Below are 23,023 nucleotides of genomic sequence, written 5' to 3' on the forward strand. Positions count from 1 at the left end.
GAGTTGTTCAGTAGATTTGGGTTTGTTTTCTAAAATGGAGATGATGAAATATATTGGAAATTTATGATTTTTCGTGATTACATGGTTTAAAAATTACATTTTGATATTTTATTTTTGAGATATTGTGTTTTGTTTTTATTTTTAATTTAATTAAATATAAAATTTATTGACCATATATTTGTATGTAAAAAATAATAATTTGTGATTTATCTGGTGTTTTTTATTTATATTTTTTAAATTATTTATTTTTTTAATTTTATATATATTCTAAAATATATCAAATTTATTGTTTTTTATATTATTTTTATTTCTTAAAAATAGTATTAAAAAAGTGCCATTGTAAAATGGCACCCTTCATCATTTATAGTAGTTGTTAGATGTTTTCTATCTACTTGATGAATTGACGTTTGGTCATAAAGGGCAAAAGAATAAATTGTGCGCCGCCGCGATAGATCAAAAATAAGCTGAAAGATAACCACAGGCCATTATTGCCCCAGCCTTTTAGAAAAAACAGACTGACCATAAAGAGCGAAAGCGCGACTGCCATGCAGCCCATCATGCCTTTGCTCCAGCCTGCGCCGACAAAAACACCATCCATGACATAAGAACTGACGCCAACCAGTGGCATGATGACTAGCCAGATAGAAAATCCAGCGGCGGTATTGGCGACGATTTGATCGGTAGTGAATGACTCTACCAAAGAAGAACCGGAAAAGCCGAAAATGACAGCCAACAAGACTGCTACTAAAAAGCCTTGCAGTAAACAGGCACGCATTAATTGCGAAAAACGATGATGATCTTTGGCACCGGCGGCTTCACCGCATAATATCTGTGCCGAGCTTTCATAACCATCCAAAATCAGGGTTGATAAAGAGAAAAGCTGATTGATAATGGCATTAGCAGCCAACAGAATGGCACCTTGCTTGACGCTCATACGCGTAAAAAAGATGATGGCGGTCATCAACAGCAACGTGCGGATGAATAAGTCACGATTGAGGCTGAATAATGCGTAGATGGTTTCTTTTTGCCATGTTCGGCGTTCAAGCCCCAGATAGTATAATATCCTTGGCCGCACATGTTTTGTAATTGCTGCAAGCAGCAACGAAGTTGAAAATATTTCGGAAATGATTGACGCATAAGCGACCCCATTAACGCCTTGTTTCAACAAAAGAACAAACAGGCAATCCATTGAAATATGGAAAAAATTACTGGCAACCTCGATCACCAGAACCGTTCGCATTGAACGCATCCCGATTAACCATGCGCTGAGAGCGACATTGGATAAAATAAGCGGCACGACCCAATAACGCCGCATCACATAATGCTCAGCTTGTTCTCGGATCGAGCCCGACGCATCCATGAGAGAGAGGCCGAGAGGAAGGATGATTGGCTTTAAAAGCAGTATTAAAAGCCCAATGCCTAAAGCGAGAGAAACCGCCCGTATCAGGGTTTGTTCGGTTTCATGGCTAGCTTTTATTGTCATAGGATGACGGCGGCCAGATTCTTCCCATTGGGCTTCTGATAGGGAAGGAGGTTGTGTTGTTTCTACTGTATGCCGTCCGGCAGCTTGCGCCGTTAAAGCAACCGTGCCGGAGCGTAAAAAATTAAAAAGCACACATAGAGTGGTTAATAATTTCGCCCCGATTTCAACGCCGCCTTGAGCCTGTGGATTACCCATCCGGCCAATTGCCCAAATATCGGCAAGACCAAATAACGCCGTTGCAATATTGGTGACAATCGCTGGTAGGGCGATAGCCGCAATGACTTTATGGCGAGATAAAGTAAGGAAAAGGCGGTCGGTGGCTCGTTTCGGCGATAACATTTCTCTGGGATGGCGCGCTGTCTTTTTACTGTCAAGCCGGATGCCGGATTCTTGGTTGTCGATATTATCCAGTTCGGCAGATAGGGAAGAAAAGCGGCTCAATTTCCATCCATTTATGCATAGTTTTGAATGGGATAGACTGTGATGGGTTGAAAAAAACAGAATAACGACAAAATTATATGAATATCATGCAATATTCCTCTGTGTTTTGATGGAGAAGCCTGTGTCCGTTGCGTCGTCTTCCCTTTTTTCTGTTTCGGATCTTCTAAAAGAAGGGGATACACCGGATAATGTTCAGTCGAGCTCGCAACTGGTCGATAAAAAAGCTTTGCGGAAATTTTTCCGGCAACGTCGGAAGGCTTTGACGGATAACCCATCATGGAAGGCCGATGGTCTAATTTTCACCTTGATGTTGGCAGAGCATATCCGCAGTCACTTTGGGAAGGCGCGTTCTATTTCCGCCTATTTACCCAATGATGGCGAGGTCGATCCTTTGCCGATCTTTTTGCAGGCGATTGATGCAGGCATTACGCCGTTATTGCCTAGAATTGTTGAAAAGGATGCGCCGCTCGATTTTCATCGTTGGTGGCCTGGTGATCCTTTGGAAGAAGTCGCTGGTGGCGTTTTGCAGCCAACCCAAAATTCTGAAAAAATGGCACCAGATATTATCTTGACGCCTTTGGTCGGCTTTGACCGTTCTTTACGGCGTTTGGGACGTGGTGGCGGTTATTATGACCGCAGTTTTCAGGCTTACCCTGATGCTATTCGTATCGGTGTGGCATGGAGTATCCAAGAAGCAGAATCCATTCCGGTGGAAGCATGGGATATGCCGCTTCATGCTGTTGCGACCGAAAAAGAATGGATCGGTTTTTAGGCGATAGCGTGGCTGTTTAAAGGGGTGGTGGGTTAATCTTGTTATCCCGATATCTTGATTATTGGAATCCGAAGGTAAGCGCCTAGTAGGATTATAACACCCAGTTGATAGGGCGGCGGCAATATTTTTTCTGTCGCTTCTCGGTTAAAGGCTAAAGAAAATAAGCGCTAGCTTTTCCGTGAATCCTGACCCGCAAAGGCTATCATTTTTGTTATTTTTGTTTGAATTCAACGAGGTCTGGCCCCGTTAACTGGTAATGGGCGGACTGGATGAAGTGATCAGGATTAACCGGCGCATTGTTATAATGCACTTCATAGTGAAGATGGGGGCCTGTCGAAAGGCCGCTTGTCCCAATCTGCCCAATGGTTTGTCCTTGCTGAACAATCTGCCCCTGATGAACATGTAGGCAGCTCATATGAGCATAGGCGGTTTCAATACCTTGTCCGTGATTTACGGTCGCAAAATTGCCATAGCCTGATTTTCGACCGGCAAAAGTCACGCGTCCAGCTGATGCGGATTTTACTGCTGTTCCGTAAGGACTGCTGATATCAATGCCTTTGTGAAAGCGGGTAAATCCCAAAATAGGATGAAAGCGATAGCCAAAGGGTGATGATATTCTGCCCGCTACCGGAAGAATAAAGTTATTGGGGGAAACAAGGGGAGCCTGACCTTTGTTATCCAGCCAATAAATTTGGCCATTTTTTTCCCATTTAAAAAGCTGAACCTGTACAGGGTCGCTTTTACGGGTGGTGTTTTGAGAATCCGTTTGCGCCAAAGCAATATAGAGTGGGTCGCCTATCGCCTTTTCACCCAAGCTATTTTCTCTTTGATTAAGTACGATATTGAGCCGTGTTTTATGGCGCAAAAAGAGACGTGGATTGGGCAGCTGCCTTTTTAATAATTGTTCGATTTTATCCGCCAATGAGGCAGGAATACCGGCAGTTTGGCTATCTTCTTTGATGTTTTTATCAATAGAAAAACTAAATTTTATCGGGCGGGTAACGAACGGTATTGTATATTGTGTGAGCTTTAGCCCATCCGTTCCACGGTCAATATTGACCATGCTATCAAATGAAGCTCTGAAATTGAGATGGCTCATCCTGCGGGCTTGGAGCGAACTGCTGGGGGGCAGGGTGATGATATGAAAAGCGGTGTCGTTGCTAATCGAATTTTTAGGCACGCTGGTTGTAATCAGCTTTTCAATTTCTTGGGCTTCCTGTGTCGAAAGACCGGCTTTTTCAAAAAGACGGGTAAGTGGTATCCCGTTTTCTTTCTTTAAAAAACGTACCGTCGATGCGGGGGATGCTGCCACTTCTGATTGGGATGCGATGACGCCGGCTTTTGGGGGTGCTGGAAAGAAGTGATCCATCCCGACAAGGGTTGTCGATAAAGGGGTTTTTTGCGGATTAGATTTTATGATCGGCGCGACGGCTTCGCTTTCCGGCGGCAGAAAATTTTTGTGCGTTGACGGATGGGTCAGCAAAGCGGCGGTAATCAGAGAGGTTAAGCTGAAAGCGCCGCGCCACCAACGGGCAGAGCCGATGGATTCCGCCAGATTGATGACCCAATCATCTCTGAGCATCCATGTTCTGAGTTGGAGCCATTCGGCACCGGATGAGGTCGGCATAGCAGGGGCGGTCGTAAATGCCCGCAATCTGTCAACCATCATTCTCAACGCCAGATTTTGAGATCCGCTGTTATCGTGATGTCCCTGTGACAAATGTGGTTTGGCGGCGCCTTCTGCCATTTCGTGTAACCTCAATCAATAAATGCGACCTTTGAGCTTTTTTAAGGCCACAGTCATATGCGCTGTCCGGTTTGGTAAGACTGTTTTTGTGCCTGACAACCATAAAGCCGAGTAGGCTTTTTGCCGGATAAACCTTTGTATTCGGTAAAGATTTGACTTCTTTAACGGAAAAAACAGTCAAAAATTCAATAATTGCGATAAGATATAGCTTAATTTGCGATGAACGGAAAAAGCTTTTGATAAAAAAATCAGCTTAGGAAGGCTGTTCCCGCGTAAAAATTCAATTTTGGAAATCGGCAGAGGATAACAGCTTGTCTTTTATCCTTTAAACCCCGACATATAACGCACTATGTCCCGTCTTTTTTCTTCGTCCTCCGTCATTGCCGTTTTGGGACCCACCAATACTGGCAAAACCCATTATGCTGTTCAACGGATGTGTTCTTATACATCAGGGGTTATTGGATTTCCTTTGCGTCTATTAGCGCGGGAAGTTTATGACCGCGTTGTTGCGATCAAAGGTGCCGAGCGGGTGGCTTTGATTACGGGCGAAGAGAAAATTCTTCCGGCCAAAGCGCAGTATTTCCTTTGCACCGCAGAATCTATGCCGATGAACCGCGACTTTGCCTTTGCGGCTTTGGACGAGGTGCAATTAGGCTGTGACCGCGAAAGAGGGCATGTTTTTACCGATCGCCTTTTGAATTTGCGCGGGCGGGAAGAAACGATGTTTTTAGGGTCGGATGCGCTTCGGCCTTTATTACGTCGTCTTATTCCCGGAATTGAAATTGTAAGCCGTCCGCGTTTTTCTACGCTGTCCTATAGTGGCCCTACCAAATTATCACGATTACCGCCTCGGTCAGCGATCGTCGCCTTTTCTGCCGAGGAAGTCTATGCCACAGCCGAAATGCTGCGGCGGTTACGGGGCGGGGCTGCTGTTGTGATGGGCGCCTTGTCTCCACGCACCCGAAATGCCCAAGTCGAGATGTTTCAGGCGGGCGAAGTTAATTATTTAGTGGCGACCGATGCCATTGGTATGGGACTCAATATGGATGTGAGTCATGTTGCCTTTGCTTCCTTGAGTAAATTTGATGGGCGACAAGTGCGCCGCCTTACCATCCCTGAAATGGCGCAGATTGCAGGTCGTGCGGGGCGGTATCAGCGAGACGGTAGTTTTGGCGTTTTGCAATGGCCGGGGGAATCTCTCGAATTTAGGGATGAAGAAGTTTCGGCAATTGAAGAGCATCATTTCTCACCGGCTGAATATTTATATTGGCGCGAAGGTGAGCCAGATGTCAGCGGATTGGATTCCCTGATCGCGTCTTTAGAACGTAAGCCCGGACTGCCTTTGTTACGCGCCGCACCAGAAAGTTATGATTTAGCTGTTTTGCATAAATTAGCCGCTGATCCGACGATCAGAGAAAGGTCGCGTTCTTCTTTGGCGGTCAAACGGCTTTGGGCGACTTGTGGTTTACCTGATTTTAGAAAAACCGGCATTGAAGCGCATAGCCGTTTAGTGCGGCGGATTTTTTGTTATCTGACAGAAGGGAATGGTTATCTGCCCGTCAGTTGGGTTGCTGATGAAATCGTGAAATTGGATAATGTCCAAGGCGATGTCCCGACTTTGTCGGAGCGTTTGGCCGGTATCCGTATTTGGGCCTATATCGCCCATAGATCAGACTGGTTAGAAAATCCGACCAAATGGGCTGAACGAACGCGTGCCTTGGAAGAAAAATTATCCGATGCTTTGCATGAACGGTTAACGCAGCGCTTTGTTGATCGTCGCACCTCTATTCTGATGCAGGATATGGGGAAGGCTGGATTGGATATGCTGCCCACCGAATTTGCGGAGGATGGTGTCGTTTTGGTCGGGGGAGAATCCATCGGACGGTTGGAAGGTTTTTCTTTCCAAGTCGATCCGGCTGCCCGCCATGGCGATATGAAGCGTTTACATGCGGCGGCAGAACGGCGTTTGGGTGGTGAGCTGGCGCGAAGAGCAAAAGCTTTACAGAATGATAAAGATGAAGCCTTCTCCCTGTTGGCAGAAAAAGGGAAAAAAATAGGGCTGTTATGGCAGAGCTATCCGGTTGCCTATCTAGAGCGCGGTAAGTCGTTTTTGACCCCTCGTGTGAAATTAAGCCGTTCACTTGATCGTTTACTGCCTGCTGACCAAAAACAGATCGAAGAACGTTTAACCTTGTGGCTGCATAATAATATTCAGAGAAGACTGGGGGCTTTGGTCAAATTATCTGAATTATCTGGACAGGCTGACACGCCGCCTTCTTTGCGGGCATTATTTGCGTCTTTGGTCGAAAAGGGGGGATATCTGCCACGGGCTGAAATGGATGATATCCTGAAAATATTGAATCGGCCTTTGAAAAAGCAGGCGGCGATATTGGGTATCCGTTTCGGACGTTTAGATATTTTTATGCCAGCTTTGTTAAAACCACAGGCTATCCGTTGGCGATTGGCTTTGCTGACGGTCTTTCGCGATCAGATTTTATCATTTTTCCCAGAGAGTACTGGATCAGCGATAGAAACGCCGAGAGATAGTGAAACGGCGGAAATGGCCGGCTTGGTCGGCTTCCGGTCTTTGGGAGCTCAAATGCTGCGGGTGGATAGTGCCGAGAAATTGGCTTGTATGGTGCATGATCGCCGTTTACCTAAAGGAGAGGCCTCTGTTGAAAAGAAAGCTTCCGGTAAAAAGCCGCAACCGCCTTTAGCGAAGAAAAAAGCCGAGGTTGAAGCCGCATTGCCTTCTGCGAAAAAGCGCGCAGAGAAGGGGCGTGATTCTTTGGAAGTGAAGCCGCCAAAGAAAAAAACGGCCAAAAATGTAAAAGTGGCTTTGTCGCCACCGTCAGCCCAAGAAAACCTAAAGACGAAAAACTATAAGAAGAAAAAAGAAGATATTTCGCCCAAGGAAAAGACAGAGAAGAAAAATCTGTCCTTTGTTCCTGACCAGCGGATGATGCAGGGTATGGGGCTGAAACCGGATGCTTTTGCTAAGTTGATGTTAAAATTGGGCTTTTATCCGGCGGAGAAAAAGCAAAAAGCTGAAGCTATCGTGAAAGATGAAGCGCAACAATGGGTGTGGCGTGGCGCAAAACGACGAGGGGGAAGCCGAACTGCTTTTCATAAAAAACAACCTGACATCCCTAATGCTTTTTCTGTTTTAGCCATTTTGAAAAAATGATTTTTTTATGTCTTCTATAAAGAAACGTCTTTTTTAGCGTATTGGGCTATCGTTACATCCTGTAACGCTTCGGCACTTGTCAAAATTTCATTTAATTCCTAGAGCAGGGCTTCCGTATTCTGGAAAGAGTAGGCGTTTGGCCGGAAAAGGGTTTTAAACCTTCCGTTTTTTGTGTTGGGCGTCTTTTGGTTGTTCATCAGGGTGCATCGTTCAGCTTGTACATTAAAGCCGCGACGTGATGCCCTTATCGGAGTTTCTTATAATGACGTATGTCGTTACCGATGCCTGTATCCGTTGTAAATATATGGATTGCGTCGAGGTTTGCCCTGTAGATTGTTTCTATGAAGGCGAGAATATGCTCGTCATCAATCCCAACGAATGCATTGATTGCGGTGTTTGTGAACCGGAATGCCCCGCAGAAGCTATTCTGCCCGATACCGAAAACGGGCTTGAAAGCTGGATGGAACTGAACCGTAAATACGCCGAAGAATGGCCGAACATCACGCATAAAACCGACGTCCCTGCCGATGCCGATGAAATGCGCGAAGTAACGGGCAAATTGGAAAAGTTCTTTTCACCAAAACCGGGAAGCGGTGATTAATCCCTTTTCTTTCTTTTACGTTTAAGAGTGCGTTTTGTGTTGTCAGCCTAATAACGTCCCTTAATTTTGGGCGTTATTAGGCTATGACCTGTTGGAATTTTTCCTAATTTGTGTTAAAGAGTCTTCAGAAAAGAAGGTTTTCCAAGGATTTTATTTTAGGCAATCGGTGAACGGGTTGTCTTTTTTCATCCTAATGTATCGCAAAATGGGTTCTCTGCATCATGACTACCGACCTATGTCGGGCTATGATATCTAATTGTCCGGTACCTGATTTTTTAAGATCATCAGTCATCGCACGGGAACCTTACCACAGGAAAGGTCGTATATAATGGCTTCCAAGGCGCTGAGTTTCGTCGTCGGCGATTACGTCGTATATCCCAAGCACGGTGTTGGGCGCGTAGTTGAATTACAAAGCCAGGAAATTGCCGGAACCCGTCTTGAACTTTATGTCCTGCGTTTTGAAAAAGAACGGATGACCTTGAGAGTTCCGACAAATAAAGCAGAAGCCGTCGGCATGAGAAAGCTTTCATCCAGTGCGACGCTTCAGGAAGCAATCCAGACTTTAAAGGGAAAACCCCGGATTAAGCGGACAATGTGGTCTCGGCGTGCGCAGGAATATGAAGCCAAGATCAATTCAGGTGATCTCGTTTCGATTGCTGAAGTCGTCCGCGATTTGTTCCGTGCCGATGATCAGCCGGAGCAGAGCTATTCTGAACGGCAGATTTTTGAAGGTGCCGCTTCCCGTCTTGCTCGTGAATTAGGGGCAATGGAAAATACGGATGAAGCACAAGCCCTCGATAAAATCTTTGATGTTTTGAAGGCTGCGGCAGAAGAACATCGCCAGTTGGTAAAAGAATTGGTTAAAGAAGAACCCGTCGAATAGTCAGAAAGCCTTGCAATAGGCTTTATTTTTATGACGATGTGTTTGCGAAAACGGCTTTTTTCTCGAAAAGCCGTTTTTTTTGTTGATTGTTATAATTACCTCTCTTTATCCCATAATATCGTTATTTTTTTATCGGGGTGGGGTAATTTATGCGGCATCGTTACAAAATGGGGTTATGTGCCCTGATGCTTATTGTTGCAATTCCGGTTGCTTTTAAAAAAATCCGGCCTTTTTTCTCGAGCGAGATTGGCCAATCCTATCGTTTCCAGCCTTTCAATAATATTTCTTTGGCGGGCGTAGAAGACGCTGAAATTATCGTAGGCGGTGATTATGCTGTGAATGTGCAAGGGTCTTCTCAGGCCGTCAAATCTTTAGATATGCAATTCCAAAATAACAGCCTGCATATTTTACATAAGAAAAAGGTGCTAGATTTTTTTAGCCATTATACAAAACCAGCCAAAATTCGGATCATCTTGCCTACGCTAAAGACAATCGTTTCGTCAGGTTCTTCTACTGTTTCAGTAAAAGGTGACGTCAAAAATGATCTTACCGTCGTTTTAAGTGGATCTGGAAACATTGTGATTTCTGGTAAAATTCAAGAAAACACAATGGCCGTTTTAAAGGGCTCTGGTCAGATATTCTTGTCTGATATCGATGCGGATAAGGTAGTTTCTAATGTTTTTGGATCCGGCGATATAAAGCTTGCGGGTGAATCCCATTCTTATACTGGCCTGCTTATGGGATCAGGAAAGATTGATATTAGCCAGCTTCAATCGAAAGAAGGCCACCTTTCGCTCATGGGATCGGGGGATATTGAAGTAAACCCCGCCGTCGATATGAGCGCATGGAAAATATCTAAAACAGGCAGTGGTACAATTCAGCCCAAAAAAGCCTGATTTTTATACAGCCTGTTTATGCATTAACGATGCAATAAGAAAAGGGCGTTTTCTGCTCGCCAATTTGCGGCTTTGGCTGAAATCTGTTTATCGTGAGAGAAAAACCAGCTTTCTTTCACTTTGTAATGATGCTGAGCCGCAAATTCGTAGAAATCTTCTATGGTCAACATGTGAATGTTGTCTGTTTCATACCATGAAATCGGCAGGATAGGGGTGACTGGCATTCTTCCCCTGAGCATTAAAGCCATTCTGACTTTCCAATAGGCAAAATTGGGGAAAGACACGAAAGCATAACGGCCAATGCGTAAAAGTTGGTTCAGAACCTGATGAGGGGCACGTGTCGTTTGCAATGTTTGGCTTAGGATCACGAAATCAAAAGCCTGATCGGGATAATTGACAAGGTCGGTATCAGCATCGCCTTGAATGACAGATAATCCGCGAGCGACCGCATGGCCAACATTCACCGGATTGATTTCTATCCCGCGCGCATCAATATTTTTGCTTTTTTTCAAAGCCGCGATCAGAGAACCATCACCACAACCAATATCAAGCACCCGGCTTTCAGGGATGATGTGATTAGAAATAATCGCAAAATCAGGCCGTGTCGGTTGCATGGACAGAGATAATTTGACCGAAGGATCTTCGAGGATTTGAGAATCTTTTAACGACATTATGCGCGGTCACCCTCTAAAAAACCATGAACCGTCCGATGAAGATCCGGCGCATCCAGTAAAAAGGAATCATGACCATTCGGGTTAGATAATTCCATGAAGCTAACCGCAGCCCCTGCCGCATTTAGTGCGTGCACGATAACCCGCGATTCTGAGGTCGGATAAAGCCAGTCGCTGTCGAAACTGATGACACAAAAGCGGTTTTTTGTACCTCGGAAAGCATTGGCGAGTTTACCGCCATGTTCTTCGGCTAGGTCGAAATAGTCGGTGGCGCGGGTGATATAAAGATAAGAATTGGCATCGAAACGTTCGACAAAACGAATGCCTTGATGCCTGAGATAACTTTCAATTTGGAAATCAGCGTCAAATCCGAAGCTTTTTTCCTGTCTTGATTGCAAGCGCCGTCCAAAACGGGCAGTTAAACCGGATTCCGATAGATAGGTAATATGGGCTGCCATGCGGGCAACGGCTAGACCCGCTACCGGAGGGTCTTTTTCTTCGTAATAATTCCCTTGGCGCCATTTCGGGTCCGCCATGATCGCCTGACGTCCGACTTCATGAAACGCAATATTTTGAGCTGAATGACGTGCGGTTGAAGCAATCACAACCGCAGATTCTAGACGATCAGGATAGGTGGATGCCCATTCTAAGGCTTGCATCCCGCCCATAGATCCGCCGATGACTGCTTTTAATCGTTGAATACCTAAATAATCGAGCAGTTTTGCCTGTGCCCGCACCATATCCCTGATCGTAATGACAGGGAAATTCATTGCATAAGGCGTTTCGGTATCTGGAACAAAGCTGGCAGGTCCTGTTGAGCCCAAGCAGGAACCCAGAACATTCGAACAGATAATACAATAATGCTCGGGATCGATCGCTTTCCCTTTACCGATCATCCGTGACCACCAACCGGGCTTTCCCGTAATCGGATGGTCGGAAGCGGCAAATTGATCGGCGGTCAGAGGATGGCAGATAAGAATCGCATTCGAAGCATCTGCATTAAGCTGACCATAGGTTTCGTAGGCAATTTCAATTCCGGTTAGCAGGCTGCCCCCGTCAAGAGCTAGTTCCCCCGGTAAAGTGATGTGCCGTTTAAGGCCAAAGCGTCTGTCATTACTCATTATCTATTGTCGATTGACGGTTGCCGCAGATATTGTCAACGTAGGATTGATGTTATTGGCAGGAAGCCAAGGACTATTTATCCCTTTTTATAATATTGCGTGTTTTTTGTAACCATAAAGTCGGAATAAATTGTATTTTCGGAGAAGGCTCTATCGCGCATTAGAAATGTCGATAGATAGTGAGAATATCAGAGCTCAATTTTGATAGAGCCTAGCGTGAAATTGACTATCAAAGCAGAAAGCTTTTATGCCTAGTCGCTCTGAATGACATCCGGATGGCGTTGTTCAGCGTTTTTTAGGCTTTACAGCGGATATTTTATTGAAGATTGGCGGTTTGTCGTTTTTAATCGAATGGGGTGAACAGATTATTGAAGGCGTTTCAACTGGCCGGACAGAAGGCTTGATTGATATATTTGAAACGCAATAAAGCAAATTTTGATAACCGTTTTTGTTTTTATCCAGCCATAAAAGAAGGGAAGTAATATGTCCAAGACGGCTCTGATCACAGGAGCGACCGCCGGTTTCGGCGCGGCGACGGCACGGCTTTTTGTCCAGAATGGCTGGAAAGTAGTTGCAACCGGACGCAGAAGTGACCGTTTGCAAAAATTGGTTGATGAACTTGGCGCCGATAACGTCTTTCCTGCGGTTTTTGATATCAGAGATGAATCGGCCATGAAGGCCGCCTTGGCGGCTCTTCCACCGGCATTTTCGGAAATTGACCTGTTGATCAATAATGCAGGTCTTGCTTTAGGCACAAAAGCGGCACCAGATATCCAGCTTGATGATTGGCGGACGATGATCGACACGAATGTGACGGCATTGGCGGTTATTACCCAGCATTTATTGCCTAAGCTGATCGAACGCCGTGGTATGATTATCAATCTGTCTTCAGTGGCTTCACACTGGCCTTATCCCGGTGGAAATTGTTATGGTGGGACGAAAGCCTTTGTTCGGCAGTTTTCATATGGTTTGCGGTGTGATTTGCATGGAACCGGTGTTCGCGTAACCTCGATTGAGCCCGGTCTTTGTGAAAGTGAATTTACTTTGGTAAGAACCAAAGGCGATCAGAAAGCCTATGATGATGCCTATAAGGGCGCAAAGGCGCTGCAACCGGAAGATATTGCGGATACGCTTTTGTGGGTCGCCAGTCAGCCAACCCATGTTAATATCAATTCTCTTGAGCTAATGCCGGTTAGTCAGACGTGGAATCCATTCCGAATTTATCGTGATTAATTATTAAGGTCTTTTGTGACAGAATATTCTGATAAGCCCCATCTTATTCTGATTGATGGATCGGGTTATATTTTTCGTGCCTATCATCGCTTGCCGCCTTTAACCAACAAAGCCGGATTGCCTGCTGGTGCCGTATATGGCTTTACCACGATGTTGTGGAAGCTGGTTGAAAATGTCCGGAAGCAGGATGGCCCGACCCATTTTGCTGTTATTTTTGATTCAAGCCGGAAAAGTTTTCGGCAGGCATTATATCCGGCTTATAAAGCGCATCGCCCGCCGCCGCCCGAAGATTTGGTGCCACAATTTCCTCTTATCAGAGAGGCTACGCGCGCGTTTTCTGTGCCTTCTATCGAGCAAGAAGGTTTGGAAGCGGATGATATTATTGCCTGTTATTCAAAATCGGCTTTGGCGCAGGGTTTTCAGGTAACCGTTTATTCGTCTGACAAAGATTTGATGCAATTAATCCAGCCCGGATTAAAGCTTTTTGATCCGGTTAATAATTGTCTGATTGGGTCGGAAGAAGTTGTTAAAAAGTTTGGGGTCGAGCCTGATCAACTAGGCGATTTACTCGCGTTGATGGGGGATACATCCGATAACGTGCCGGGTATCCCCGGTGTGGGCCCAAAAACTGCCAGCCGTTTAATTAATGAATATGGTAGTCTGGGAGATATTTTGGACGCTGCGGCTGAAATCAAACAGCCGAAATTGCGGCAGAATTTGATCGACCATAAAGAAACCGCGCTGTTATCCCGTAAGCTTGTTGCCTTGGCGGATGATCGTCCTTTACCGGAACCGCTTGATAATCTGGTTATCAAAGGCGTCGATATGACACCTTTGCAGGATTTTTTAAGCGAGCAGGGATTCTCTTCTTTATTGGCGCGTGCGGGTGGTGGTCAAACATTGCCTGTAGCAGACGGAAGTAAAGAGATGGCCGCCGCTTCCGATCAGGTTTTCGATGCCGATGCCGATGCCTATGAAACCGTGATTGATGGTAAGGCTTTAGATCGTTGGATCGCGGATATTTATAAAACAGGCTTTGTCGCCGTTGATACTGAGACCGATAATCTGGATGCGACACAGGCGACATTGGTTGGTGTCAGCCTGTCTACGAAAGCGGGTAAAGCCTGTTATATTCCTTGCGGACATGGTGGGCATGACCTTTTGGATCAGGCGCCTGAACAAATGGCGTTATCTGTTCTGATTGAAAAGTTGAAGCCGGTTTTAGAAGACCCGTCTATTCTCAAAATTGGGCAGAATATCAAATATGATATGATTGTTCTGTCGCGATATGGGATTTCTATCGCGCCTTTCGATGATACCATGCTTTTAAGCTATGACCTTGATGCAGGTCGGCATGGTCATGGGATGGACGAATTAAGTGTTCTATATTTTGATCATCAGCCAATCAGCTTCAAATCGGTATGCGGAACCGGCAAATCCGCCATTACTTTTAATCATGTGCCCATTCCAGAGGCGACGCGTTACGCGGCCGAAGATGCCGATATCACTTTGCGGTTATGGCAGTTATTAAAGCCGCGTTTATCAACTGATCATGTTACCCGCGTTTACGAGAATGTTGATCGACCATTGGCGCCTGTGATTGCCCGTATGGAACAACGTGGGATTACGGTTGATAGCGTCGCATTACGCCGTCTGTCATCGCGTTTTGCCAATGATATTGGACGTCTTGAAGAAGAAATTTATGCGCTGGCAAATACCCGTTTTCTGATTTCCAGTCCCAAGCAATTGGGCGAAGTGTTGTTCGGTTCGATGGGGCTGAAAGGCGGGAAAAAGAGCAAAACTGGGCAATGGTCGACTAATGTCACCGAGCTTGAGCGCTTATCCGCCGATGGCGAGAAGATCGCGGTTAAGATTTTAGAGTGGCGGCAGCTTTCCAAATTGAAGAGCACCTATAGTGATGCTTTGATTGGAAAGATTAACCCTGAAACGGGACGTGTCCACACAAGCTTTAGCTTAACAGGGGCACAGACCGGCCGTTTATCTTCTACCGATCCTAATTTGCAGAATATTCCTATCCGCACCGAAATCGGTCGTGAAATCAGAAATGCCTTTATCGCGGAATCCGGTCATCTGTTGTTATCTGCGGATTATTCACAGATTGAGTTACGGTTGGCAGCTCATGTGGCCAATGAAACGGCTTTGTTGCAGGCTTTTAAAGATAACGAAGATATTCATTCTTTGACGGCCAAGCAGCTATTCGGTCATGTCGATCGTGACAGTCGGGCAAGGGCAAAAACGATCAATTTTGCTATTTTATATGGCATTTCGGCATGGGGATTAGCTGCCAGACTGGAAATAGATCGTTTTTCAGCACAGGAAATCATTGATCGTTACTTTGAACGTTTTCCTGCTATTCGCCAATATATCGACCAGACGTTAGATTTTGTGCGTTTGCATGGCTATGTTGAAACGCCCTTTGGACGAAAAACGCATTTGCCTGCGATAAAAAACCGTAAGGTTACCGAAAGACAAGCGGCAGAGCGGCAGGCTATCAATGCGCCTATCCAAGGTATGTCGGCTGATATTATCAAGCGGGCGATGGTTAGAATGGAACCTGCCTTGGCGGAAGCTGGGCTTTCTTCTGTAAAAATGCTGTTACAGGTTCACGATGAATTAATTTTTGAAGGCCCTGAACAGGATATCGAAAAAGCTAAACCCGTTATTCGTCAGGTAATGATGAATGCCGCTTCTCCAATCATTGAATTATCGGTTGATCTGGAAGTCGAGATAGGCACGGGGACAAGTTGGGGTGCCGCACATTGACAACCCTGAATAAAGAGGATGCCGAAGCCAAAGATATTGCTATCTTGGCAAAGGGCGGGCGTACCAATGTTTTCGGATTTTTGTTGCGTTTGGCCGCTCGGATTCCTTTTCTTTTTATTGCTGGCCGGATTTATGGCGCCGATGCTTTGGGGCAGTTTGCTTATGCGGTTCTGGTAACAGAATTTACCGCTCAGCTTGCCACATTGGGTTTGACTAGAGGCCTTGCCGAAAAATTATCGCGCACGAAAGAGTCTGAGAATTATATTGTCGGTGATGCGTTACTGCTTTCCTTGATAACGGCTTCAATCGGGGCGATCATTTTATCTTTCATGCCGTTTTTGATGTTTCGGGGCGGGGCGATCAGCTTTGCCGACCATTGGTTGTTTCCTTGGGTCGTCGTGGCTTTGGTTTGGGCGGATATCGCCTTGGCCGCGCTTGCCTTTTATGGTGACATTGCAGCCAGTGTGAAAGCGCAGGCGATTATTGAGCCTTGGGTGCTGTCGATCGCATCCGTTGTTTTCATCTGGGTTGCGCCGCATGAAGGCTTGTTGCTATCTTATGTCGCGTCAGCAATTGCTGCGCTTGCAGCTTCTCTTTATCCTTTGTTACGACGTTTTGGTTGGCCGCATGGCTGGAAACCCCATATTCCGACTTTATTTTCGTTAGCTAGACGTAATATTCCTTTGGCTGCCGCCGATGCGATCGAGTGGAGTTCCAGACGGCTCGATATCGTTTTATTGGGATTGTTTTTTTCTTCTTCGGTTGTGGGCATCTATTATGTCGCGCAGCAAGTTGCCTCTTTGGTGCAGAAGCTGAAAACAAGTTTCGATCCGATTTTGGGCCCTGTCATTACCCGCAGTTTAGCCGCAGGTGATAAAACGGCGGTTGCGAACCAAGTGCGGCAGGTGGGCTTTTGGATTATTGCGGCGCAAACCGGCATTACCCTTGCTTTGGGTCTAACCAGTCACGGCGTCATGGGGTTAGTGGGCCCGCGCTTTGCGGGTGGGGACGGGGCGTTATGTTTCCTGTTGGTAGCTGAAGTCGTGGCAGCAACGGCTGTGATTTCCGAAGCTGCTCTGATTTATATTGCACCCAAGACCAATATGGCGATTTCGATTGCAATGTTATCGTTGCAGGCGGCGCTTTCCATTCCATTGATATCGGCTTTGCATAAGCATTTGGGGCATAATCCATTGCCCTCTGATTTGGCGGCGGCGGCAGGTCCTGCGCTGGCACTTGCAATATCGCTGGGTATTGGGTCAATTTTGAAGTCGTGTTTGTTACGCCGTCTTTTGAAGGCTCCGGTTTCGCCGTGGAAATGGGCATTGTTACCGGCTGTTATTGGCGCGGGTAGTGTTGGAATGTTGGCTCGGCAATTCCCTGAATGGCTTGAATTGTCCTTAGGCGTCATCATGATATTGGTGAGCTATTGTTCGATTATCTGGTATTTGGGTTTTTCACCTGAAGATCGGTTGTTATTTAAACGCCAGAAAATGCCAGATTTATCGCCCTCTTCAACTGCGGAAGTCGATCAGGAAGAGGCGTGACCGGATGCGTTTTTTTTCTGATCTATTGTCTTTTTATAGACGCCATAGGCTGCTGATAAATCTGTCTTTGTGTTTGCCGCCTATGGCGTTGCTTTCTTTATCCATTGGATCAACCCATATCGGTATACATGCCTTGATACAGTCGATCGCCGGTGTTGGTGATCCGACAGCAAGGATGATTCTGGGATTACTGCGCTTGCCCCGTCTATGCGTCGGATTAGGGGTAGGCGCGATTTTAGGCATGGCTGGCGCTGTTAATCAGGGGTATCTGCGTAATCCATTGGCCGATCCATCTTTATTAGGTACCTCGAATGCGGCTGCTTTGGGGGCGGTTTTAGCCTTTTATTTTGGATTTTCTGCCCGATTTGTTTTTTGCTTACCCCTTTTTGCCTTTATCGGTGCTTTGGCTGGATTGCTGCCTTTGTTATGGTTTGTCCGTCGCCATAATGACCCGCAAAGCCTTATTTTAGGAGGGGTCGCTATTGCAGCGTTTTCCGGCGCCTGTATTAGCCTCGCCTTGAATTTATCGCCTAATCCTTTTGCCGCCATGGAGATCATGACTTGGTTGATGGGGGCTATTACCGACCGAAGCTGGAATCATGTTCTGCTGCTGTCAGTGCCATTCTGCCTGTCTCTATTTCTATTCAGAAAAACAGCTTCTGCGCTTGATGCTTTAATTTTGGGGGATGATGTCGCCGCTAGTCTTGGTTTTGACCTTGTTCGCTTGCGTTGGTTGATTATGGCGGCTTTGTCTATTGGAGTTGGTGGTGCGGTTGCTGTGAGCGGATCGATCGGTTTTGTTGGGTTGATTGTGCCTCATATTCTTCGTCCTTTTACGCGACAGCTTCCGTCTGAATTATTATGGCCTTCGGCTGTCGGGGGCGCTTTGCTAGTAACTTTTGCTGATATTTTTGTTCGCCTGTTACCCACCGAAAATGAATTACAATTGGGCGTTGTAACAGCTTTTATTGGGGTACCTATTTTTTTTCGGCAGGCGATTAAAGGCGTGGAGGCGATGAAAAGTTTATGACCCGCCTGGTTGCCGAGAATATAGAATTAAAAACAGGTAGCCATCCGGCGGCTATCACCGTCTGTGGCGATTGCAGTTTTAAAAATGGTTTTTTGACAGGATTAATTGGTGCCAATGGTGCCGGAAAAACAACTTTTTTAAAAGCGTTAGCCGGATTGAAAGCTCCAGATAGAGGGCAAATTATCTTGGGTGATCGTAGCCTTTCTGATTTTTCTCCGCAGCAAAAAGCCGCTTCAATCGCTTATTTGCCGCAAAATCGTCGGATTCAATGGCCCGTGAAGGCACGGGATTTGATATCCCTTGGCCGTTTAACCTATGGTCGATCTTTGAGCCGATTAGATCAGCAAGATAGAATAGCCATAAATCACGCCATTGAAGTAACCGAGGTCAGCGATTTATTAGATCGGTCTATGGCTTCTCTTTCTGGTGGCGAACGAGCGCGTATTTTATTGGCGCGCGCTTTGGCTGTGGATGCGTCGGTTTTGTTAGCCGATGAGCCTTTGGCTGCCCTTGATCCGGGCTATGCCATGCAAATTATGGATGTGTTGTTGCAGGAAGCGGGAAGGGGGCGGATTGTGATCGTTGCCTTGCATGACCTGACCTTGGCAGCACGTTATTGTGACCAACTGGTTCTATGGAATCAGGGTAGAATTGTTGCGGAAGGAACGCCTGAAGACGTTTTGACTGAAGAGGCCTTGGCAGGGTGCTACCGGATAAAAGCGATCAAACAAAATTATGAGGGGCATTTACTGATAACGCCCTATGCGCGGGCTGATTTTTAAAATTTATTTTATACTTTACTTTAATTATACAAATTATCTGTAATCACAGCTTGTTTAATGTGGAAAAAATGTCCACTCTCATAATCAAGGTGATTGATCCTTTGTGTCAGTTGCCGGCCTTTGATTATCTTAATTGGGGTGAAGATAGCAAAAGATTGCCGTTATAATTCTTTCCGGTATTCATCGGAGAGATGGACGCTTCAGCACCAACGGGAGGACGTGTAATGAATTCCCCGAAAAAACCAGCTAATGGTGCCATGGCTCTGGTGGAAATGAAAGAGTTTGCTACCTTTCCGGCAGCTACTCAACGCTATATTCGTCGTTCATTGGATATTGGCCTGAAACGCCATGACGTTTTAGAACGGTGGTCGCGCGATGTTATCGAAGCCGCCAGTATCCGTGCGCAGATGCAGGTGTACCATTATTTGGATACAGTCCGTCATCATTTGCCGGATGATAATGGTTTAGAATCCCTTCAACTCTTTATGACGCCGCTGATCATCATGTCGGCTTTCGATTTGGGGCAGGATCGTCTGACCGGATTTTCGGCCTATCGTTTTCTTTATGAACGACTGTTAGGAGCTGCAGTTCGTCCGTGGTTGCCATCAGCTTTTTGTGCTTCGGCAGCTCTTCCGCATCTTCATCCAGAAAAACGTCGGGCGCTTTTACAATCCATCAGTGAAGCCGCTGTGACGGCACCCGGATGGTCGAATCGCCAGCCTTGTTTCATCCCTGAATGGGTTGAAAAGGTGCAACAGCATTTGCCGAATTAATAAAGCGATAATTTGATTTTGGTAAAGCCGCCGGTTTTTATAATCGGCGGCTTTTTTTGTCGAAGTAAACGAATGCTGGGCGGGGACATCCTTCTGATTTTGAAAGCAGAAGGATATCTGCCATCCCCAAAATGCGTTTTAATTTTGGCTATTTAATTTTTCGACCGCGGCATAAAGCGCTACGGCAGCAGCGTTCGAGACGTTCAAGCTTTCAATTTTTGAGCTGATAGGCAGTTTTGCCAGTTCGTCACAATGCGCTTCGGTATTCTGGCGCAAGCCTTCGCCTTCTGCACCCAATACCAGAGCGGTTTTGCCGCTGCCCAATGTCTGGGACAACGTTGCTTCGGAATGACCCGTCAGGCCGATGCGCCAGTAGCCGGCTTCTGCAATCTCATCTAAGGCACGGGCAAGGTTGGTCACTCTGATCCAAGGAACGATTTCCAAAGCGCCGCTAGCTGCGCGTGCCAAAGCACCGGATTCGGGTGGTGAGTGGCGGTCTTGTGTAATAATGCCCAGTGCATCAAAGGCGGCGGCTGACCGAAGAATTGCCCCGACATTATGCGGATCAGTTACCTGATCAAGAACAAGAAGAGGGCGTTTGTCGGTATCCGGTAAATCCAAAAGATCGGCGAGCCAGATATCGGGTAATGGATCGACTTCGATGACAATGCCCTGATGCGGAGCATCATTGGGAACGAAACGACCCAGATCCGCGACATCGGAAATGGTAACCGGAACCGATTTATCAATTTGATAAGGTGCCAGAGCTTCTCTGGTCGCCCATATCCGACGGATATGGCGTTCCGGATTGTTTAATGCGGCTTCCACCGCATGGCGTCCCCAGAAGCGTGGATGGGAAGGTGAAGATGCCTTGTTCCGGTTTCGAGCCATATAAAAAAATTCCTTGGTTGATTGGTCGGTTATGCGGGACTGTATAAATATTTTTCAGAAAAAAATGCAGAGGTTATCCTGCTTTAAGAAGCCATGTCGTTTTATTTTACCCAATTTGAAATAGGTAATTGCGATTTTGGGCGCTTTTTTGAGGATAAAGGAATAAAAAATAATTATTTTTTAAATATCCGGTTGACAGATTAGCTCATTTTCGTCATTGAAACCCCTCAAATAAATTGCCTCCTATGGACAGGTGGCCGAGTGGTTAAAGGCAGCAGACTGTAAATCTGCCGGGCTTCGCCCTACAATGGTTCGAATCCATTCCTGTCCACCATCTTCCGATGATGTTAGGGCGTAATTGTTGAATGAAAATGCAGGACAGTCTGATAAAGATTGGCCTGTTTTTTTATGCCTTTTTCCCTTTCCTGTTTTTCGACCGCTTTTTAATGCCTATTAGCCGCGCTGATATAAAAAAATCCCGCCCTTTCAGAAAAAAGGCGGGACTTTGTTAGCGTTTATGTCAGTTTATTATTTTTTAGCTGGTGGCATCAGTTTTAAGCCAGTGAAGAGCGCCGGATTATTGCCGCGCTGCACCAGAATAAGAACCGTATTACGCCCTGCTGCTTTGGTTGCATTGATAGCAGCCACCGCATCACCAATACTGGTTACCGGATGTTCATTCATAGAAAGAATGACATCGCCACGACGTAAGCCTTTTTCAGCAGCATCACTGGACGGATCCACGTTGGATATCCAAAGACCATGCGAATTTTGCGGAATATTAAGGCGGTTGGCTACTTCCGGTGTTACCGGCTCAAGCGTAATGCCAAGCGCGGTTCTTGCTGAATTCCGAGGCGTATTCTGGTTACTGTCATCATCAGAATCGTCGTTTTCTGGCACGCCATTTGTTGCGAGCTGATCTTCAGGCGGACGTTCCGCCAGAACCGCTGAAAGCGTGATATGCTTACCATTGCGGATAACTTCGATCGGCACTTTTGCCCCAACTGGCTGGCTGGCAACAAGATAGCTAAGAGTGTTATCCGGCGTAACGTCGATATTATTGACTTTTACTAGAACATCACCCTGACGGAGACCTGCTTTGAAACCAGGGCCGCCGGGTTCGACCCGAACGACGATTTCACCATGATCTTTCGGCAAGCCAAGACCTGCTGCAATATCGTCGGTCAGAAGCTGGATAGCAACGCCGAGATAGCCGTGACGGACTTTCTTACCCGCCCGTAATGTATCAACGACAGGTTTGGCGATTTCTGCCGGAATAGCAAAACCGATACCGATATTACCGCCATTAGGAGCCCAGATGGCCGTATTAATGCCGATAACATTACCGTTTACGTCAAACATCGGGCCGCCGGAATTACCCTGATTGATGGCCGCATCCGTCTGGATGTAACGGTTATAAGGGCCAGAACCAACGCCGCGATGCATGGCAGAAACGATACCAGCGGTCACTGATCCACCAAAGCCAAAGGGGTTACCAATGGCCAAGACCCAATCGCCTACGCGCGTTCTGGTGGAATCCCCAAACTGGACAAAGGGAAGCGGTTTAGCAGATTCGATTTTCAGCAATGCCAAATCTGAAGCGGAATCCCGTCCAACGATACGGGCTTTATATTCGCCATGATCCGGCAGGGTAACCGTAATGGATTCGACAACGGCGCTTGCGGTTGCTGATCCTGATTTGTCTGGATCGCCTGCAGAAATCACATGGTTATTGGTTACGACAAAACCATCTGGTGACACAATAAAGCCGGAACCCAATGACTGGGCTTCCCGTGTGATGGGACGTCCGGTGTCTCCGCTGCCAAGTCCACCAAACAGATCTGCGAAAGGTGTACCAGCAAAAGGATTAGCTGGCGTTTGAATTTTTACCCTTTGAGTTGTCGAAATATTGACAACGGCTGGCTGTAATTTTTCAACAAGATCTGCAAAGCCGGGGATCGTCCCATTTTTGGAAATCGGTGCATGGATCGTGCCTGGTGCGTTTTGCGCAACCTGAGCATCTACCGGCTGTTGGGTGACCATGGTGGCAGTGGCGCCGCCGATAAGTAAGGCGGCAGTAACGGCATAGGCGTAGCGCACTTTGGCAGACCTCCTGATTTTTTTCGGGGGTGTCACTGTCACTCCTTCGTTCAATTCATCGTCAGTTTTAAAGGGTATGCC

17 protein-coding genes and 1 tRNA gene are annotated in these 23,023 nt (G+C 46.4%); 12 read left to right on the forward strand and 6 right to left on the reverse strand.

Going from position 1 to position 23,023, the window contains the following annotated elements:
- Positions 1-388: 388 nt before the first annotated feature.
- Positions 389-1,924, reverse strand: coding sequence for an MATE family efflux transporter (locus FBY58_RS01435; protein ID WP_260432010.1), 1,536 nt, complete (start codon positions 1,922-1,924; stop codon positions 389-391).
- Positions 1,925-2,045: 121 nt separating this feature from the next.
- On the opposite strand from FBY58_RS01435, the gene FBY58_RS01440 reads away from it, so the two are divergent.
- Positions 2,046-2,696, forward strand: coding sequence for a 5-formyltetrahydrofolate cyclo-ligase (locus FBY58_RS01440; RefSeq protein WP_141919156.1), 651 nt, complete (start codon positions 2,046-2,048; stop codon positions 2,694-2,696).
- Between the two features lie 211 nt (positions 2,697-2,907).
- Here the strand turns inward: FBY58_RS01440 and FBY58_RS01445 are convergent, their stop codons facing one another.
- The gene (locus FBY58_RS01445; protein ID WP_260432011.1) at positions 2,908-4,443 is read right to left on the reverse strand and encodes a M23 family metallopeptidase; all 1,536 of its coding nucleotides are present in this window, start codon (positions 4,441-4,443) and stop codon (positions 2,908-2,910) included.
- 349 nt (positions 4,444-4,792) lie between these two features.
- Between FBY58_RS01445 and FBY58_RS01450 the strand changes: the two genes are divergently transcribed.
- The 4 genes from FBY58_RS01450 (at position 4,793) to FBY58_RS01465 (ending at position 10,010) form a co-directional block, all read left to right on the forward strand.
- A complete protein-coding gene (locus FBY58_RS01450; protein ID WP_141919157.1) occupies positions 4,793-7,630 on the forward strand; it encodes a helicase-related protein in 2,838 nt (945 codons plus the stop codon).
- Positions 7,631-7,892: 262 nt separating this feature from the next.
- Positions 7,893-8,231, forward strand: a complete 339-nt coding sequence (gene fdxA, locus FBY58_RS01455) for a ferredoxin FdxA (RefSeq protein WP_141919158.1) — start codon at positions 7,893-7,895, stop codon at positions 8,229-8,231.
- A gap of 328 nt (positions 8,232-8,559) precedes the next feature.
- The gene (locus FBY58_RS01460; RefSeq protein WP_141919159.1) at positions 8,560-9,114 is read left to right on the forward strand and encodes a CarD family transcriptional regulator; all 555 of its coding nucleotides are present in this window, start codon (positions 8,560-8,562) and stop codon (positions 9,112-9,114) included.
- Between the two features lie 185 nt (positions 9,115-9,299).
- Positions 9,300-10,010: a DUF2807 domain-containing protein gene (locus tag FBY58_RS01465; RefSeq protein ID WP_260432172.1), complete on the forward strand. Its 711-nt coding sequence runs from the start codon at positions 9,300-9,302 to the stop codon at positions 10,008-10,010.
- Positions 10,011-10,033: 23 nt separating this feature from the next.
- Here the strand turns inward: FBY58_RS01465 and metW are convergent, their stop codons facing one another.
- Positions 10,034-10,681: a methionine biosynthesis protein MetW gene (metW, locus tag FBY58_RS01470; RefSeq protein WP_141919161.1), complete on the reverse strand. Its 648-nt coding sequence runs from the start codon at positions 10,679-10,681 to the stop codon at positions 10,034-10,036.
- Positions 10,681-11,802 (reverse strand): homoserine O-acetyltransferase, encoded by a 1,122-nt coding sequence (locus FBY58_RS01475; protein WP_141919162.1) that lies wholly within the window; start codon positions 11,800-11,802, stop codon positions 10,681-10,683. The genes metW and FBY58_RS01475 overlap by 1 nt, the downstream gene beginning before the upstream one ends.
- Positions 11,803-12,285: 483 nt before the next feature.
- Here FBY58_RS01475 and FBY58_RS01480 point away from each other — a divergent pair, with 483 nt between their 5' ends.
- The 6 genes from FBY58_RS01480 (at position 12,286) to FBY58_RS01505 (ending at position 19,951) form a co-directional block, all read left to right on the forward strand.
- Positions 12,286-13,035: an SDR family NAD(P)-dependent oxidoreductase gene (locus tag FBY58_RS01480; protein WP_141919163.1), complete on the forward strand. Its 750-nt coding sequence runs from the start codon at positions 12,286-12,288 to the stop codon at positions 13,033-13,035.
- A gap of 15 nt (positions 13,036-13,050) precedes the next feature.
- Positions 13,051-15,819: a DNA polymerase I gene (gene polA, locus FBY58_RS01485; RefSeq protein ID WP_141919164.1), complete on the forward strand. Its 2,769-nt coding sequence runs from the start codon at positions 13,051-13,053 to the stop codon at positions 15,817-15,819.
- Positions 15,816-17,366, forward strand: coding sequence for a lipopolysaccharide biosynthesis protein (locus FBY58_RS01490; protein WP_141919165.1), 1,551 nt, complete (start codon positions 15,816-15,818; stop codon positions 17,364-17,366). Before polA ends, FBY58_RS01490 begins: the two co-directional genes overlap by 4 nt.
- A gap of 4 nt (positions 17,367-17,370) precedes the next feature.
- On the forward strand, positions 17,371-18,396 hold the full coding sequence (locus tag FBY58_RS01495) for an iron ABC transporter permease (protein ID WP_141919166.1): 1,026 nt from the start codon (positions 17,371-17,373) through the stop codon (positions 18,394-18,396).
- Positions 18,393-19,178, forward strand: a complete 786-nt coding sequence (locus FBY58_RS01500) for an ABC transporter ATP-binding protein (protein WP_141919167.1) — start codon at positions 18,393-18,395, stop codon at positions 19,176-19,178. The genes FBY58_RS01495 and FBY58_RS01500 overlap by 4 nt, the downstream gene beginning before the upstream one ends.
- A 224-nt stretch (positions 19,179-19,402) precedes the next feature.
- Positions 19,403-19,951: a hypothetical protein gene (locus tag FBY58_RS01505; protein WP_141919168.1), complete on the forward strand. Its 549-nt coding sequence runs from the start codon at positions 19,403-19,405 to the stop codon at positions 19,949-19,951.
- Positions 19,952-20,089: 138 nt separating this feature from the next.
- Here the strand turns inward: FBY58_RS01505 and rlmB are convergent, their stop codons facing one another.
- Entirely contained in the window at positions 20,090-20,842 is a 753-nt protein-coding gene (rlmB, locus tag FBY58_RS01510; protein ID WP_141919169.1) for a 23S rRNA (guanosine(2251)-2'-O)-methyltransferase RlmB, read from the reverse strand.
- 247 nt (positions 20,843-21,089) lie between these two features.
- Here rlmB and FBY58_RS01515 point away from each other — a divergent pair.
- Positions 21,090-21,176, forward strand: a tRNA-Tyr gene (locus FBY58_RS01515).
- A 194-nt stretch (positions 21,177-21,370) separates the two neighbouring features.
- On the opposite strand, the gene FBY58_RS01520 is transcribed toward FBY58_RS01515, so the two are convergent.
- Positions 21,371-22,942 carry a Do family serine endopeptidase gene (locus FBY58_RS01520; protein ID WP_141920585.1) on the reverse strand — a complete coding sequence of 524 codons (1,572 nt, stop codon included), beginning with the start codon at positions 22,940-22,942 and terminating at the stop codon, positions 21,371-21,373.
- Positions 22,943-23,023 lie beyond the last annotated feature (81 nt).

This window comes from Zymomonas mobilis (genome assembly GCF_006715975.1).
Lineage (GTDB): Bacteria > Pseudomonadota > Alphaproteobacteria > Sphingomonadales > Sphingomonadaceae > Zymomonas > Zymomonas mobilis_B.

What these genes read in the sequence shown, in the direction of transcription:
- fdxA (WP_141919158.1), top strand. Translation starts at nt 7,893, where the DNA reads ATGACGTATGTCGTTACCGATGCCTGTATCCGTTGTAAATATATGGAT.
- FBY58_RS01460 (WP_141919159.1), top strand. Translation starts at nt 8,560, where the DNA reads ATGGCTTCCAAGGCGCTGAGTTTCGTCGTCGGCGATTACGTCGTATAT.
- FBY58_RS01450 (WP_141919157.1), top strand. Translation starts at nt 4,793, where the DNA reads ATGTCCCGTCTTTTTTCTTCGTCCTCCGTCATTGCCGTTTTGGGACCC.
- metW (WP_141919161.1), bottom strand. Translation starts at nt 10,681, where the DNA reads ATGTCGTTAAAAGATTCTCAAATCCTCGAAGATCCTTCGGTCAAATTA.
- FBY58_RS01505 (WP_141919168.1), top strand. Translation starts at nt 19,403, where the DNA reads ATGAATTCCCCGAAAAAACCAGCTAATGGTGCCATGGCTCTGGTGGAA.
- FBY58_RS01500 (WP_141919167.1), top strand. Translation starts at nt 18,393, where the DNA reads ATGACCCGCCTGGTTGCCGAGAATATAGAATTAAAAACAGGTAGCCAT.
- FBY58_RS01475 (WP_141919162.1), bottom strand. Translation starts at nt 11,802, where the DNA reads ATGAGTAATGACAGACGCTTTGGCCTTAAACGGCACATCACTTTACCG.
- FBY58_RS01495 (WP_141919166.1), top strand. Translation starts at nt 17,371, where the DNA reads ATGCGTTTTTTTTCTGATCTATTGTCTTTTTATAGACGCCATAGGCTG.
- rlmB (WP_141919169.1), bottom strand. Translation starts at nt 20,842, where the DNA reads ATGGCTCGAAACCGGAACAAGGCATCTTCACCTTCCCATCCACGCTTC.
- FBY58_RS01465 (WP_260432172.1), top strand. Translation starts at nt 9,300, where the DNA reads ATGCTTATTGTTGCAATTCCGGTTGCTTTTAAAAAAATCCGGCCTTTT.
- FBY58_RS01480 (WP_141919163.1), top strand. Translation starts at nt 12,286, where the DNA reads ATGTCCAAGACGGCTCTGATCACAGGAGCGACCGCCGGTTTCGGCGCG.
- FBY58_RS01445 (WP_260432011.1), bottom strand. Translation starts at nt 4,443, where the DNA reads ATGGCAGAAGGCGCCGCCAAACCACATTTGTCACAGGGACATCACGAT.